The following is a 14,365-nucleotide window of genomic DNA, read 5'->3' as shown; positions in this document are numbered from 1 at the left end:
ATGCGCTGCTGCACGCGAATTTATGCATCCGGGACGAGCGCCTGCACAACATCCACCGTGCGCGCCGTCGCGCCGCGGTGGCGTGACGCAAACGCCGCCGCGGCTGCACCCATGGCGACCCGGCGCGGTCTGTCGTGGAAGAGTTCGCGCAAGGCGCGCGCGAGATCGGCGGGGTCCTGAACCTGAAGGGCCGCGCCCGCGGCCGTGGCGTCGGCGGTGGCCTGGGTGAAATTGAACACGTGCGGCCCGATCAGGACCGGTACGCCAACAGCACACGCTTCGATCAGGTTCTGCCCGCCGAGCGGCAAGAGACTGCCGCCAATGAACGCGAGATCGGCGGCAGCGTAGTAAGCGCCCATCTCCCCCATCGAGTCGCCGAGCAGCACGCTTACGTCCTGCGGCAACACGCGCACGCCCGCATGCGCAGAGGCCGCGGCAGCCGCGGCCGGCGCCCAGCGCGAGCGCCGCTCGACCTTGAAGTTCCTGCGCTCCACGAGCGCCGCCACTTCGTCGAAGCGCTGCGGATGGCGCGGCACGAGGATCAGCAGCGCGTCCGGTACATCGAGTGCCGCGAAGGCCTGCAGCACGAGTTCCTCTTCACCTTCGCGCGTGCTCGCCGCCACCCACACCGGCCGCTCGCCGATCGCGCGCCGCCACTCGCGGCCACGCGCGATCAGCGCCGGCGGGCTCGCCATGTCGAACTTGAGGTTGCCGAGCACCGCCACGTTGCGCGCGCCGAGCGCGGTGAGGCGCTCCGCATCCGATGGACTTTGAGCGAGTACGCGCGTGAAGCCGCCGAACACCTCGCGCGCGCCCGCGCCGAACTTCGCCGCACGCCTGAACGAGCGCGCGGACATACGCGCGTTGGTCAGCACGAGCGGCATGTCGGCGCGCTTGCATTCGTCGATGAGTGTCGGCCAGACCTCGGTCTCCATCACGAGACCAAGTGATGGCCGCCATGCGTGCAGGAAGCGCCGCACCGCATGGGGCATGTCGTACGGGAGGTAGCAGCGCAGCACGCGATCGCCGAAGAGCTGCTCGCCGGCGGCGCGGCCGCCTGGCGTCATGTGCGTGAGCAGAACGCGTGCGTCGGGCCGCGCGGCCATCAACGCGTCGACAAGCGGCTGCGCCGCGCGGGTCTCGCCCACGGAGACGGCATGCACCCAGATGAGCGGCGCGTCGTCCTCGGGCAAGCGCCCTGCCGCATAGCCGAAACGCTCGCCAATATGTTCGCGATAGCCGCGCTCGCGGCGCGAGCGGATGAATAGCCGCAGCACCGCGAGCGGTGCAATGAGCCACCAGGCTGCACGATAGATCGCCCTCAGCATCGGACCTCCGCGTCGGCCGGGGTCATGCGAAACGCCGCGGCCGCGCGGCAGGAGGCGTCGATTGGTGTGTCGATTGGCACATTGATCGGCAGGCTCATCGCGCGTGGATTCAAACCAGTTCCTTGCCCTTGAGGCGTTCTAGAATGCCGAGCGGCGCCCATTCGGGATGCACCATCTCCTTCACCGGCAGGAAGAAAGTCTGCTCCATCATGAACTGGCCGGACATCACGGCGTGCGACGTGTGATCGGAGAAGCACACCCACACGCTGCCCGGCGGAAAGCCGATGGTCTCCTGCGGGCTCGACTGCTGATAGCCGAGATCGGCCTTCATGCCGTCGTGGAGATTGAGCATCAGATGGTCGTACTCGCTGCGAGGCGACTTCGTGATGTGCAGCAGATTCTGCAGCCATGCCGAGCCCGGAAACTGCGGCTTGATGTTGGGCAGGAAGCGCTTTGCCATGTCCTCGAACGGCTCGCCCACGCGCCACACGCGCGGCACGCCGTTCGGGTTGACGTTGGTGAACACGCGCAGGATGCGCTCGCCGTAGTTCGGACGCGAGGGGAAGGCATCCACGTGCAGGCGCGAATCGTCCTTGCGCCACGAAGTCTGGCGCGTTTCCACCTGATGCAGGCGCAGGCTCGTGGGCGCCACACGCAGCTTGCCGGTGTACTCGGGAAAGAGGCCGTCCACCAGCGTGCGAGCGCACGTCTGGTAACGCGCGATCAACGCGCGCACCGCCGTCTGCGTGACGGTGTCGCCGAGCACACCGTGCAGCGCGCCGCCGTTCGGGTCGAGGCTGATGTTCTTGCGCTTGGGGTCGGCGATCGCGGGGTCGAGCAGCGCGCGCTCGCCGCCTTCGATCGCAAAGGCCAGGTTCGGAAAATACAGCACCTTGCCCTGCTCGACGGCGTTTAGCAGCGTCTCGCGCGGTTGCGAGAGCTGCTGGCCGTGCCAGTCGGCGGAAGTGATTTCGATGATCTGGGATTCGTTCATTTGGTCGCCCCTGGAAGCGATGGATCTGATTGCCTGCCGGTGTGGGCCCATGCCGGCCAGGCCCTGGCGCTCGCTCGTGCACGTTTGTGCACCCTCGTGAGCGCCGATTCTTATACCCGCAGCCTCCGGAGTGCGCCTTGACGCGCCGCAGCCCCTCAGTCGGTCAGGCGCCTGCGCCGCGGCCGCGCCGCTACAGCAGCCCGAAGCCCGCCAGCGCGCCCTTCACCTGCGCGAGCGTTGGCGGCTGGCCTGCCGTGCCCAGATTGACGACGTTCGGCGACCAGTAGCCGCCCGTGCGCCAGGCGGTCGCGAAATTGTACAACTCGACGCTCGGGCGCTTCAGCGCCGCCGCGATGTGCACGAGCCCGGTGTCCACGCCCACCGTGGCCGCTGCGCCGTCGATGAGGCCCACCACGGCAGGCAGCGAGAGCCTGGGCGGCACGATCGCCGCTTCGCCGAATTCGCGCGCGAGGCGCTCGCTCGTGGCGCGCTCGGCCTCGCTGCCCCAGGGCAGCACGAGCGACGCGCCGCGCCGCACGAGCGCCTGGCCCAGTTCGATCCAGTGCGGGTCGGGCCACTGCTTGTCGGCGCGCGACGTGGCGTGCACGAACACCACGTAGGGCACCGGCAGATTCAGCCCGACTTCCGCGAGCGCCTGGGCGGCGCGGTAGGTGTCGAGACCGAAGTCGATGTCGTCGGCGCTGGAGGGCGGCGGGAGGTCGAGCGCGCCCGCAACCAGCTGGCGCGTGCGCTCGACCACGTGGGTGCGCGGCTCGATGCGGATCGAGCGGTCGTAGAAGAAGCGCACGGGCCATTCGTAGCCCGCGCCGTCGGTGCGGTTGCCGAGGCCGACGAGCGGCCCGCGCGCCCAGCTCGCCACCCAGGCCGTCTTGATGAGCCCCTGGCAGTCGATCACGAGGTCGTACTTCTCGGCCGCGAGCGCACGGCGAAACGCGCCGATCTCGCGCCAGTTGGCGCTCGACAAGAGCCCCTTGCGCCAGCGGCGCAGCGAAAACGGAATCGCGCGGCGCACGCCCTCCACGAGCTCGACGAGCGACTGGAAGCTCTCTTCGACGAGCCAGTCGATCTGGGCGTCGGGGTACCGCCGCCGGATATCGGCGATGGCGGGCATGTTGTGGACGACGTCGCCAAGCGACGACACGCGCACGATGAGGATCTTTTGCACGCTCAAGGCTCTTGGTGCGGACGAATTAAAAAGGTCCGCAATTTTAGCGCGCCGGGCGAAGTCAAGCGAAAAAGTGGGGGAAAGGGTGAGCATGGGTGCGGAAATCGGCACCCCCCGAAAGGCATTGAAGAGGGGCAAAACGCCGGCACGCGCAATGGCGAGGCGCCGGCACTGCGGCAACCTGTCCTTACTGGACCAGTCTCGGCGGTGTGTAAGCCCCGTAACTCGGCCCCACCCCTCCCGAATTGGCTGTCTCGCAGTGGCTCATGTCGTTGGACATCTGCACGAGCACATAAGGCGTGGAACCGTTATTGGCATCGAGAATGTGCAGGCAGGCGAAAGCCAGGACCGGCTGAAACCCGCTCGTCGTCGGATCGTTCACCACGACCACCGTCGCCCATGCGCATTGCCCATTGCCCGCAGCGCTGCAGGCGGCAGCATTCTTGAAGACCGAGTTTTCCTCGCCCGTCTGGATCCACGTCCCAGGAGAAGCCCCGACCGAGAACGTGGTGCTGTTGCCGCTGGTCAACAGGCCAGTGGCATAGCTGGCGCTGTTATTACTGGAATTGAACGTCGTCCATTGGCCGGATTGACAGGTGCCGTACTGATAACTGGATCCGATCTGGAAGATGTACGGCTGCCCCGCAACCTGAGGCGTCGAGAAGCCGGACACGTTGCCGCTGGTGGGCGAGAGCTTGGGCGAATTGGTCGACGAATTCCAGTAATTGTTGTATAGGCACTGCGACATCGCCAATGGAAACAGCCCGCCTGGTCCCACATTGCCAGGCGAAGACAGGACGGCTGTCGCTACCGCGCTGGCTTTGAGGATATTGACGCCGAACACGCTGCTCAGAAAGCCTCTCACCGATCCGTTCGCGTTCGAGCCGTCTTTGCGGATCGTCACCTGCACCGCAGCCAGGTCGTTCGCTCCCGGTGTGAACGGCAACGCCTCGAGGCCGTATGGCGTTCCCGTAGCGTTCCAGTATCCGGTCGCGACCGTACTCGTCTGCACATAGGCACCCTGCACCCGGTTGGTCGAAGTCGAGGTCGAGAACGTCGACGCCGTCGCTGAGGCCGTCGTGAAATCCGGCTGGGTCGCGGTGCTGTTGCTGCACTCGGTACGCGGCTTCAGGCACCCTGCACCGGCAAGCGCGGCCGCATCGGCGGCATTCTGCAGTTCGTTTCGGGCGACCATCAGATTGCCGATGTCGACGGCCAGCGCCGCGGTTCCCAACAGAAAGATCATGAACACCGCGACCGTGATGGCCACTGCCCCTTTTTGCTTCCTTCTGCTCCCCGTGCGCATGATTGCCCCCCTTTATTCGTTGTTCATGACGGTTGTGGCGGACAGCGTAATTGCACCCGTGATGGGCGCCACCATCCGTCCCAGAGCCAAACCGTTGTACTGATAGGAGACGGTCACGGAAAGCGGTTGACCGAAATTGCCGCCGGCGCCGGTCGTGACGACCACCGGCGTATTCTGCTGACCGAACGTCAGCAGATAGCTCGACGTGTAGTTCGTCACGACCGTCTGAACGTCGCTTGCGGTGGGCTTCGGGCTCTTCAGCACGACTCCGGCGCGGGCGCCTTCCCGGGCGGCATTGGTGATCACGGCCTTGTCGTAAAGGAACAAGCCCATTTCGATGATGCCGAACAGCAAGATCAGCAGCACCGGCAGCACGAGGGCAAACTCCACCGCAGCCACGCCGCGCTGCGCGTGCCGGCTGCGTCCACGCCACGGGCTCCCTGCGCGCCCTTTTCCCCGTCCCGCGCGTAACGGAAGCGCCGCCGCGCCGGTCTTTGCTGTTTTCATAACTCCCCCGATTGAATCACCCGTACAGGGCCTGGTCTGTTTCTGCCAAATGCTCCGGCCGCCCGCTAGCCGCCGTTCATGGTCGGCAGCATCGTCCGATAGATATGCAGCATCGCCGGCCCCATCAGCACCACCATCAGCGCCGGAAAAATGCAGAACATCAGCGGAAACAGCAGCTTGAGCGCGATTTTCGCGGCCTTTTCTTCTGCAAGCATGCGCCGGCGCGTGCGCAGCGTATCCGAGAGCACGCGCAGCGAATCGCCGATGCTCGTGCCGAAACGCTCCGCCTGGATGAGCATCGTGCTGAAGGAGTCGACATCTTCAACACCCGTGCGCATGGCGAGGTTGCGCAACGCTTTTTCCTTCGAGTAACCCGAGCGCATTTCGAGGAGCGTGAGATCCAGTTCGTCGGCGACGACCGCGCTGCGCAACCTGATTTCCTCCGCCACGCGCATTAGCGCCGCATCGAGACCGAGGCCCGCCTCGACGCAGACCGTCAGCAGATCGATGGCGTCGGGGAAGTCCTCGAAAATCGCCCGCTTGCGCTGCGCGACGAAGCGCGCGAGCACCAGACCCGGCAGGTAGTAGCCAAACACCACAAGCGACACGAGAACCACCGCGAAACGCGTAACCGAACTCGCCGCTCCGCCGCCGCTAATCAACCACATGGCCGCAAGCGTAGGCAGCAACAGCGCCAGCACCGTGCGAGTGCCGAAGAAAATCGCCACGGCACCCGGCGAGCGCCAGCCCGCATTCATCAGCCGTACGCGCAGCGCCGAGACCTCCCAGCCTTCCTTAGGCGTCGAGAGCCGGGAAAGCGGCTCGGAAATCTGCACGAGCTTTTCATACCAGGCCTCGCTGGTGGCATCCGGCTGCGCACCGGGAACAGGCGCGCCGCGACCGCCGCCCACTTGTTCGATGCGCCGGCGCATGGTCCTGGGTGCAAGGACATACATGCCGGCCAACGACAGGCCGAATACGCAGGCAAAGAGACAAACCAGCAACAACAACCGTGTCGAATCGAGCGCTAACATGGCTCCCCCTTTGGAATTTTGTCGATGGTGCGAGACATGGCGTCGTCAGACACGAATCCGCACGATGCGCCGCCCCCAGAACATCCCGGCCGCCAGTAGCGCGCTACCGGCTTGAAGCATCATCACGCCTGCCGGGTCGCGCCACAGCACTTCGAGAAAGTCCGGATTCACGAGGGAGATGGCCCCACCCGTGACCACCGGCAGCAGACCCAGCACCCGCGCCGAGAGAACCCCCTCCGCGGCGAGCACACGCACCTTGTCGAACAGTTTGAAGCGCTCGCGCACGAGGCCCGCAATGCCGTCGAGCAACTCGGCCAGGTTGCCGCCCGTCTCGCGCTGGATCAGCACGGCGATGACGAGATAGCGCAGATCCCCCACCGGCACGCGCTGCGCCAGCGCCGTCAACGCCTCGTTGAGCGACACGCCATAGTTGATCTCGTCGAACGTGGTGCGGAACTCGGCGCCCATCGGGTCGGCGAACTCGGTGCCGACCAGGTCGATCGCGCCGGAGAACGCATGGCCCGAGCGCAACGCGCGCGCAAGCATGTCGCAGGCGTCGGGCAACTGCTTCTGGAAGCGCCGCATCCGCTTCGTGCGCCTGTAGCGCACGTACGTCAACGGCATCAGCGTGGACGACGCGGCAGCGGATGCCAGCATGGCGAGCGGCACATGAATGAACATCCCCGCGACGATTACGACGACCGGCATGAGCGCGCACATCGCGATGACGCGTGAGGCCGTCCAGCTGATGCCAGACTGCTGCACCCACGCCTCGAACGAGCGAATGCCGGGAATGAGCAGCAGCATGCGCTGGCCAAACGTCGAGCCATCGAGCTTGCGCGCCTTGAGGATGGACATCGCCTCCTTGCGCCCCACGCCGCCCGTCGCCACGGCCTCGATGCGCGATTCGAGGCGGCGCGCAACGGCGCCATGCCGGCTGTTCCACCATTCCCACGCGCCCTGGCTGGCAAGCACTACCGCTACGAAGAGCAGCAGAATCGCCAGAATGAAGGTTGTACTCATGCCACGCTCCCCCGGATGAACGTCGTAAATGTCAGACCGTGTCGTAACGGCGGCCCGGATCGAAAATCTGCTCGGGCAGGTTCACGCCAAACGCCGCGAAGCGCTCGCAGAATTTCGGCCGCACGCCAGTCGCACAGAAGTGGCCGCGCACGTTGCCATTCGAGTCCATGCCGGTGCGCTTGAACGTAAAGATCTCCTGCATGTTGATGATGTCGCCCTCCATGCCGGTGAGCTCCGAAATACTCACGATCTTGCGGCGGCCATCGGTCAGGCGCGCGGCCTGCACGACCACCGAGATCGCGGAGGAGATCTGATGGCGCATCGTGCGCGGCGGCAAGGCGAGGCCCCCCAGGCTGATCATGTTCTCGAGGCGCGTGAGCGCATCGCGCGGCGTGTTGGCGTGGATCGTCGCGAGCGAGCCTTCGTGGCCGGTGTTCATCGCGTTGAGCATGTCGAGCGCTTCCGCGCCGCGCACCTCGCCGAGGATGATGCGGTCGGGACGCATACGCAGCGCGTTGCGCACGAGCGCGCGCTGAGTGATCTCGCCTTTGCCTTCGATGTTCGGCGGACGCGTTTCGAGCCGCAGCACGTGATCCTGGCGCAGCTGAAGTTCGGCCGCGTCCTCGATCGTCACGATGCGCTCATCGTTCGGAATGAAGCCCGAGAGCACATTGAGCATGGTCGTCTTGCCGCTGCCGGTGCCGCCGGAAACGAGAATGTTGACCTTGGCGCGTGCGAGGCCCTCCAGCACCTGAGCCATGGGCGGCGTGAGCGTTTGCAGCTCGATCAGGTCGGCGACCAGCAGCGGCTTGACCGCAAAACGCCGGATCGACACGAGCGGACCGTCCACGGCCGAAGGCGGAATGATGGCGTTCACGCGCGAGCCATCGGGCAGACGCGCGTCCACCATCGGACTCGATTCATCGATGCGCCGCCCCACCCGCGAGACGATCTTTTCGATCACCTTCATGAGATGGGCGTCGTCGTAGAAGTTGACGTCGGTGAGTTCGAGCTTGCCGCGGCGCTCCACGTAAGTCTGGCACCACGTGTTCACGAGAATGTCCGAAACGGTGGGGTCGCGCAGCAGCGGCTCGAGCGGACCGAAGCCGAACATCTCGTCGTACACGTCGATGGCCAGCTGCTTGCGTTCGAGGTCGTTCGCAAGCGCCTTCTGCTCTTCGAGTATGCGGCCCACGAGCGCGTTGATCTCGCTGCGAATCTGTTCCTGCGGCATGCGTGAGAGACGCTCGAGTTCCACCCGCTCGAGCACGGCATGATGCGTGTCGTATTTCAGCTTCTGGTACGCCTCGGTCTTCACCCGGGACGGCGTCGCCGGGGCCGTGGCGGCGCCGCCGCCCGTATCGGTGCGCTCGACGATCGTCGGTTCGAGGCGCTGCGCAAAGATCTGCTCGCGAAGAGACATGACTTTTCTCCTTTACATCAATCCGAGTTTGGCCGGCGCCTGGCGCCCGAGCATGCGCGCGAACAGCGACTCGCCCTTGCCCCGCGCGGCCGCACCGGTCGCGTTGGGTAGCGCGACGCTCGACGCCAGCGTGCGCAGGCAACGCGTCACCGCGCTGCCGGGCGCTGCCACGGCAATCGGCACCCCCTGATTGACGGCTTCGGCAACGGCGCGCGCGTCGTCGGGAATGACGAGGAACGGCTTCATGGCGAGCACGCTGTCGGCGGCCTCGCGCACGCGCTCGCCGTGACGCGTCTGGCGGTTCAGGAGCAGGCGCAAGCGATCCGGCCCGTAGCCGAGCGAGTGCAGGATCTCCTGCAAGCGGCGTCCCGCCTGAAGATGCGGCATGCTCGCCTGCAGGACGACGTGGATCTCGTCGCTGCGATCGAGCGCGAGCATGGAAAGCGGATTGATCGTCTGGCCGAGATCGAGGATCACACAGTCGTAACGGGGCGCGGCGACGCCGAGCACCCATTCGAGCCTGTCCTGACGCATCTCGCCCGCCTTGATCGGATCGCCCGCGCCCGCGAGGATGTCGAAGTTCTCCGCTGCATGCATCACGCTCGCCTCGAAGAGCGCCACGTCCATGCGGTCGACTTCGGCGCACAGCTGCGGAAGCGTCGAGGGCGGCGTCTCCGCCGTCACGAGAAACGCCGCGTCAGCGTAGAGCTGGTTCAGGTCGATCAGCAGCACGCGCCGGTCCTGCGTCTGCGAGACGATATGCGCGACGTTCGCCGCGATGAAGCTCGTCCCCACGCCGCCCTTGCACGACATGAACGACACGATGCGCGACGCGCGCGTGCTCCCATGCGCACGCTGACCGATTGCACGCTGCAGCGCTTCGCCGATCGTGCGGCCGTCCGGCGGCCCCGTGACGACGTCGCGAAAGCCCGCGCGCATTGCCGCGATGAGTTCGTCAGGCGAAGCCTCCGGAATCAGCAGAATGCATGTGAGCCGTTCGCAGCGACGGCACAGCTCGCTCACGGAAGGCAACTGGGCCTCCTGCAAACCCCGCGCGTCGACGATCAGGACATCGAACGCGTCGAGCGTGTCGCCGCGCTCGACGAGATCGAACGGCGTGCCGACACTACGCGTCGTGCGGTACGGGCCGCATCCCGCAATCGTGCGCATGATCTGCGCAAGCCGCTCTGCGTCTGTCGAGGTAATGAGTATGTCGATCATGATCGTATGTCCCCGCTGTTGTTTCCTTCTCCGGCCAGTTGCGCGCGCGTGTGCTTGACACCGCTCATTGGCTACCGCTGCTCACACCAATCGTGTAGGGGTTCGCAGATGTCACCGGATGCTGGAACGACTTGTCATAGTTATCCATCGCCGATGCCGCCGACTTGCCGTCCACGCCTGGCTGCGATGCGTGTCGGCCTGCGTCCGGGTCGATGATTTGCGCCTGCATCGAGTGGCGCACGGCTTGCCCGAAGTGCGCCTCCCAGATCGGCGAGCTGGTCATGCAGCCGCCGAGCGCCGCGACGAGCGGTGCGATCAGCAGGAACCGGCGAACGAATGCAAAGTTTTCGAGTTTCATTTTGGTCTCCTGATCGCCAGGTCAATGAGCGGTGACTTCGTTCGACGCGATCCGTGCTGCCTCGCGCTCGATTCGCTGCGCGCGTGCCGCGCTGTCCTCGCCTGGCGGTGGCACAAGGACCTGCGCATCTACCTGCTGCGTGGGTACGGGCTGCGCGAGCGCTTCAGCGGGCGCCGGGCCTTTCGGTGCCGGCGACGCCTCGCGTCGCGAAGAGACCTGCGGTGCGGGCAGCGCGGCCGGCGTCTGCGGCGCGGCCGGTACGGCGGGCGCGGCTGGCGCGACGGGCGTTGTGCCAGGTGCGGGTTCAGCCGGTACGGCCTGCGTGCCAGCGGGCGCGGGCGCGGGCGGCGCAAAACGACCCTCGTTGCGATGGGCGCGGCCTTCCATGTTGCCCGTTGCATACACGTCGGCTTCGTGGACCTGCGAGAAGCTGTCAGTAGGCATCTGGAGTTGCGCGACATCCGCCACCGGCTTCACGAGGTGCGGCGTGACGATGAAGATCAGCTCCGAACGATCCTGCTGGAACGAGGTGCTCCTGAGCAACGCCCCCAGCACCGGAATCTCACCGAGGCCCGGCACGGCCTTTAGCGAGCCGGTAATGTTGTTGCTGATGAGCCCGCCGATCGCGAACGACTCGCCATCATGCATCTGGACCGTGGTGGAAGCACGCCGCGTCGTAATGAGCGGCAGGATGCTGACGCCGCTAACGTTCGACGCGCTCAGCGTAACGCCCGTGGGCGACAGTTCCGAGACTTCCGGCGCCACCTTCAGGTTGATGCGCCCGCCGTTGAGCACCGTGGGCGTGAACTTGAGCCCCACGCCGAATTCCTCCTGCTGCAGCGTGATCGCCGTGGCGGACGTGCCGCCGCCGCTTTGCGGCACGGGGATGAAGATCTTGCCGCCAGCGAGGAAGGTGGCTTCCTGACCGCTGATGGTGACAAGGTTCGGCTCCGCCAGGATCTTCACGAGGTTGTCGGTCTTCTGCGCGTCGATGGCGAACTTGAGCGGGTTGTTGTTCGCCTTCGAGAAGCCGAATGCGCTTGACACGCCTGCGAGCAGATTGCTCACCAGCGCCCCCGTCCAGGATCCGAAGCCGCCCTGGATATTAACGGCTGAGCCGAGCTGGTCGATCAGCGTCTTGTCGACTTCGGCGACCTTCACTTCGAGCATGACCTGCTGCGGCGAATCCACGCTCAGCATGTTGATCACGCCGCCCGTGTGTGCGCCGTTGTTGCTCTGACCGCTCACGCCGAACACCTGGGCGATTTCCACGGCCTGCTGGGCGGCCTGCGCGCTCGACACATGGCCGGCGAGCACGATGTTGTCGGCCGCCGTCGAAACGCGGATGTCGCGCTCTTGCGGCATGAGTTGCGCAAGCGCCGCCTGAAGGCCGCCGGCGTCGGCGCTGACGATCACGTCGATCACCTGGCATGCGCCGCTCTTGCCCTGGACGATCATGTTGGTCGTCCCGACCGCCTGGCCGACGATGTAGAGCGTTTGCGGCGAAACCATGGTCGCCTGGGCGACCTCGGGATTGCCGAGCGTACGGTTGCGCACCGGTTCGTCGATCGGCACGAGCATCGACTTGCCAAGCGGCACGACTACGCTGCTCTCGTTGCGAATGGCGCCCACGCAGTTCGGTCCGCGCAGCGGTCCCGCCACGGCTTTGGGCGGCGCGCTGCTGCCTTGCGCCGGTCCCATGCTGATGGTCATCTGCACGGGGCCCTTGCCCATGGGAACCGCAGCGCTTGCGGCCGGCTTCCCCTGCGCTGCGTTCGCGTTTGATTGCTGTGCCCAGCCCGGAGTCGAAGTCATCAACCCGGCGCAAACCCAGGCAAGCGTTGCGACACGCCACGGACGAACGCCGTTGCGGGCCCCCGTGGACCCCACGTTTACTTTGGTATCCATATCGTTATACCCCGTACTTACCTGCGTTTTAATGGCGGCTATACCGCTCACTCGCCTTCTGCCCGGATGGTCATCGCCGGGCTCAGGCAGCCGTTCTGCCTTGTTTCAGAAACACTCCTGACTGCCGGTCACACCCGACAGCACACCGATACAGTTGCGCTTTGCCGGCGCACGCTCGGCGTACTTCACACGCACCGGGTGCGCCGGTTCCGGCAGCGGCACGGGTGGCGGCAGCGGGCCACCCAGCAGAGTCTGCTTGGTCGCGCCGTCCGTCATGAGTTTGTTGTCGTCCACCTGGTTGCGCAGCACGAGTGAGAGCGTGCCCACGCTGCGCGCCAGATCGAGCTTCTCCGCCTGCTCGGGCGTCACTTCGAGCGTCACGGCGTTCACGACCTTGGGCGCGGTATCGTCGCGATTGACCTGCTGCGCGACGGCCAGCACCAGAATTTTTTCGAGCACGATCTTCGAGATGCTCTGCTGCTGGGTATCGGCTTTCTTTTCGGGCTCCTGCGTATTGACGATCACGTCGACGTAGTTGCCCGGCAACGCGAAGCCCGCGACGCCCACCACATCGTTCACGCGGACCGTGATTGCGCGATGCCCTTCACCGATCACGGCGGATAGTCCACCTTTGGTGCCCACGGGCGCCAGCTTCGACTCGAGCACCGGCTCGCCACGCGTGAGGCTTGCGCGCACCACCCGTCCGTCGAGATCTTTCGGTACTGCGAATGTGCCTGGCGGGAGGCTGTCCTTTGGCCAGCTGACCGTTCTGATCATCGTTTCATTGATCGGCTGACCGAGATTGATGTCGTCCGATGCGACGGCAACGGGTACCGTGGCCCCCGACGACGTTTGAAGCAACCATTTGGAAGCGAACACCACTGCGGCCAGACCGGCCAGCAGAGCGATCGCGAGCATGACAAACGCGCGGCTGTTTTTCATGACATCCCCCGTAAGCATTCCATAACATTAGTTATCGACGAACCGAAAATTCGGCCCTCGTCCCGCGGACACCGGGCAGCACTTCAGTTCACCATCGTGAACAGCGCCGCAACGGTCCCCCCGGCGATCGCGACACCATACGGAATCGATCCGACCGATTCACGCACCGTACCTGGCGATACACCTGCCATGCGCCCGGCGCGGCCCGCTCCCCCAAGCAACGCTGCGACGTTTCCCGTCAGGCGGCCCAGTTGCCCCCGCATCAGGGCAACCCCTAACGACCACACCCCGCCGATGATGAACGTGTTGACTGCGATATCGACGGTCGCCGCCGCTCCGAGCCACGCACCCAGCATCGTCAGCAACTTGACGTCGCCGGCCGCCATGCCGCGTAGCAAATAGAACGGCAGCAGAAGCGCAAACCCGGTCGCCGCGCCTGCCAGCCAGATCGTGCTGCCTGGAACGGCGCCGCGCAGTGCGACCTGCGCCACGAGCGCCGAAACAAGACCGGCCACGATCAGCAGGTTCGGAATCCGGCGGCTAACGATATCCGTGCTGGCCGCAAGGATCGCCAACGCGCTCACGCACAGCGGAACCGGCTGCGGCGGCAGGGAAACAGACAGCATCGTGAATTCCATTTTTCGCTCCCTGGTTACATCTGCTTTGTCATGGCCCACCTCCCTCGCCAGCGCGCGGGTTATAGCGTATTGACAATGTCGGAGAACACGCTCTGGAGCGTAGTGCCAATCGATGCGATGCTCGCCATGATCAGCACCGTGATCAGGGCCGCGAGCATCCCGTACTCCAGCGCCGTAATGCCGTTTTCGTCACGAGCGAACTGCTTTGCCTGAGCGATGATCTTTTGCATTTTTTGATCCCCTGTAAGGTGTGTGATGCAGGGCGAGTGCAGCTTGCGTTGCGTACCCACTCGCCCCGCGCATCCGTCAGATCGCGATGGCGACGTCGGAGAACACGTTCTTCAGCGTCGAGCCGATCGATGCGACGCTGGCAATGATGAGCACCGTGATGAGACCGGCGAGCATCCCGTACTCCAGCGCCGTGATGCCGTTTTCGTCACGCGCGAAGCGCTTTACCTGAGCGATGATCTTTTGCATTTTTGATCTCCAGCCAGTTA

General features: G+C 65.3%; 15 protein-coding genes. All 15 read right to left on the bottom strand.

Features of this window, described 5'->3' with window-relative positions; translation table 11 throughout:
* Window positions 1-20: 20 nt before the first annotated feature.
* The 15 genes from waaA to BHE01S_RS36260 all read right to left on the bottom strand — a co-directional run bounded on the left by waaA (window position 21) and on the right by BHE01S_RS36260 (window position 14,345).
* Window positions 21-1,328, bottom strand: coding sequence for a lipid IV(A) 3-deoxy-D-manno-octulosonic acid transferase (gene waaA, locus BHE01S_RS25090; RefSeq protein WP_042268720.1), 1,308 nt, complete (start codon window positions 1,326-1,328; stop codon window positions 21-23).
* A 109-nt stretch (window positions 1,329-1,437) separates the two neighbouring features.
* Window positions 1,438-2,322 carry a Kdo hydroxylase family protein gene (locus tag BHE01S_RS25085; protein ID WP_042268719.1) on the bottom strand — a complete coding sequence of 295 codons (885 nt, stop codon included), beginning with the start codon at window positions 2,320-2,322 and terminating at the stop codon, window positions 1,438-1,440.
* 190 nt (window positions 2,323-2,512) lie between these two features.
* Entirely contained in the window at window positions 2,513-3,514 is a 1,002-nt protein-coding gene (gene waaC, locus BHE01S_RS25080) for a lipopolysaccharide heptosyltransferase I (RefSeq protein ID WP_245639854.1), read from the bottom strand.
* A 181-nt stretch (window positions 3,515-3,695) separates the two neighbouring features.
* On the bottom strand, window positions 3,696-4,778 hold the full coding sequence (locus BHE01S_RS25075) for a pilus assembly protein TadG-related protein (protein ID WP_245639853.1): 1,083 nt from the start codon (window positions 4,776-4,778) through the stop codon (window positions 3,696-3,698).
* 48 nt (window positions 4,779-4,826) lie between these two features.
* A complete protein-coding gene (locus BHE01S_RS25070; RefSeq protein WP_322787330.1) occupies window positions 4,827-5,204 on the bottom strand; it encodes a TadE family protein in 378 nt (125 codons plus the stop codon).
* Window positions 5,205-5,386: 182 nt separating this feature from the next.
* On the bottom strand, window positions 5,387-6,355 hold the full coding sequence (locus BHE01S_RS25065; protein WP_042268716.1) for a type II secretion system F family protein: 969 nt from the start codon (window positions 6,353-6,355) through the stop codon (window positions 5,387-5,389).
* A 45-nt stretch (window positions 6,356-6,400) separates the two neighbouring features.
* Window positions 6,401-7,378 carry a type II secretion system F family protein gene (locus BHE01S_RS25060; protein ID WP_042268715.1) on the bottom strand — a complete coding sequence of 326 codons (978 nt, stop codon included), beginning with the start codon at window positions 7,376-7,378 and terminating at the stop codon, window positions 6,401-6,403.
* Between the two features lie 31 nt (window positions 7,379-7,409).
* Complete coding sequence (locus tag BHE01S_RS25055) at window positions 7,410-8,801, bottom strand: CpaF family protein (protein WP_042268714.1); 1,392 nt, start codon at window positions 8,799-8,801, stop codon at window positions 7,410-7,412.
* 12 nt (window positions 8,802-8,813) lie between these two features.
* Window positions 8,814-10,022: an AAA family ATPase gene (locus BHE01S_RS25050; RefSeq protein WP_042268713.1), complete on the bottom strand. Its 1,209-nt coding sequence runs from the start codon at window positions 10,020-10,022 to the stop codon at window positions 8,814-8,816.
* 64 nt (window positions 10,023-10,086) lie between these two features.
* Window positions 10,087-10,380: a hypothetical protein gene (locus BHE01S_RS25045; protein ID WP_042268712.1), complete on the bottom strand. Its 294-nt coding sequence runs from the start codon at window positions 10,378-10,380 to the stop codon at window positions 10,087-10,089.
* A gap of 21 nt (window positions 10,381-10,401) precedes the next feature.
* The gene (locus BHE01S_RS25040) at window positions 10,402-12,288 is read right to left on the bottom strand and encodes a type II and III secretion system protein family protein (RefSeq protein WP_084069181.1); all 1,887 of its coding nucleotides are present in this window, start codon (window positions 12,286-12,288) and stop codon (window positions 10,402-10,404) included.
* Window positions 12,289-12,393: 105 nt separating this feature from the next.
* Window positions 12,394-13,230, bottom strand: a complete 837-nt coding sequence (gene cpaB / locus BHE01S_RS25035; RefSeq protein WP_042268744.1) for a Flp pilus assembly protein CpaB — start codon at window positions 13,228-13,230, stop codon at window positions 12,394-12,396.
* Window positions 13,231-13,313: 83 nt separating this feature from the next.
* A complete protein-coding gene (locus BHE01S_RS25030; protein ID WP_407669550.1) occupies window positions 13,314-13,868 on the bottom strand; it encodes an A24 family peptidase in 555 nt (184 codons plus the stop codon).
* 59 nt (window positions 13,869-13,927) lie between these two features.
* Window positions 13,928-14,098: a Flp family type IVb pilin gene (locus BHE01S_RS36265; protein ID WP_062859882.1), complete on the bottom strand. Its 171-nt coding sequence runs from the start codon at window positions 14,096-14,098 to the stop codon at window positions 13,928-13,930.
* Window positions 14,099-14,174: 76 nt separating this feature from the next.
* The gene (locus tag BHE01S_RS36260; protein ID WP_062859881.1) at window positions 14,175-14,345 is read right to left on the bottom strand and encodes a Flp family type IVb pilin; all 171 of its coding nucleotides are present in this window, start codon (window positions 14,343-14,345) and stop codon (window positions 14,175-14,177) included.
* Window positions 14,346-14,365 lie beyond the last annotated feature (20 nt).

Source organism: Paraburkholderia heleia NBRC 101817 (assembly GCF_000739775.1).
GTDB classification, from domain to species: Bacteria; Pseudomonadota; Gammaproteobacteria; order Burkholderiales; family Burkholderiaceae; genus Paraburkholderia; species Paraburkholderia heleia.
Note: the sequence above shows the minus strand (reverse complement) of the source record. Positions and strands in the feature narration are given on the sequence as shown.

Coding starts and splice junctions, on each gene's coding strand:
- BHE01S_RS25045 (WP_042268712.1), bottom strand. CDS start 10,380: ATGAAACTCGAAAACTTTGCATTCGTTCGCCGGTTCCTGCTGATCGCA.
- BHE01S_RS36265 (WP_062859882.1), bottom strand. CDS start 14,098: ATGCAAAAGATCATCGCTCAGGCAAAGCAGTTCGCTCGTGACGAAAAC.
- BHE01S_RS25040 (WP_084069181.1), bottom strand. CDS start 12,288: ATGGATACCAAAGTAAACGTGGGGTCCACGGGGGCCCGCAACGGCGTT.
- BHE01S_RS25085 (WP_042268719.1), bottom strand. CDS start 2,322: ATGAACGAATCCCAGATCATCGAAATCACTTCCGCCGACTGGCACGGC.
- BHE01S_RS25050 (WP_042268713.1), bottom strand. CDS start 10,022: ATGATCGACATACTCATTACCTCGACAGACGCAGAGCGGCTTGCGCAG.
- BHE01S_RS25065 (WP_042268716.1), bottom strand. CDS start 6,355: ATGTTAGCGCTCGATTCGACACGGTTGTTGTTGCTGGTTTGTCTCTTT.
- BHE01S_RS25060 (WP_042268715.1), bottom strand. CDS start 7,378: ATGAGTACAACCTTCATTCTGGCGATTCTGCTGCTCTTCGTAGCGGTA.
- BHE01S_RS25055 (WP_042268714.1), bottom strand. CDS start 8,801: ATGTCTCTTCGCGAGCAGATCTTTGCGCAGCGCCTCGAACCGACGATC.
- waaA (WP_042268720.1), bottom strand. CDS start 1,328: ATGCTGAGGGCGATCTATCGTGCAGCCTGGTGGCTCATTGCACCGCTC.
- BHE01S_RS36260 (WP_062859881.1), bottom strand. CDS start 14,345: ATGCAAAAGATCATCGCTCAGGTAAAGCGCTTCGCGCGTGACGAAAAC.
- cpaB (WP_042268744.1), bottom strand. CDS start 13,230: ATGAAAAACAGCCGCGCGTTTGTCATGCTCGCGATCGCTCTGCTGGCC.
- BHE01S_RS25030 (WP_407669550.1), bottom strand. CDS start 13,868: ATGGAATTCACGATGCTGTCTGTTTCCCTGCCGCCGCAGCCGGTTCCG.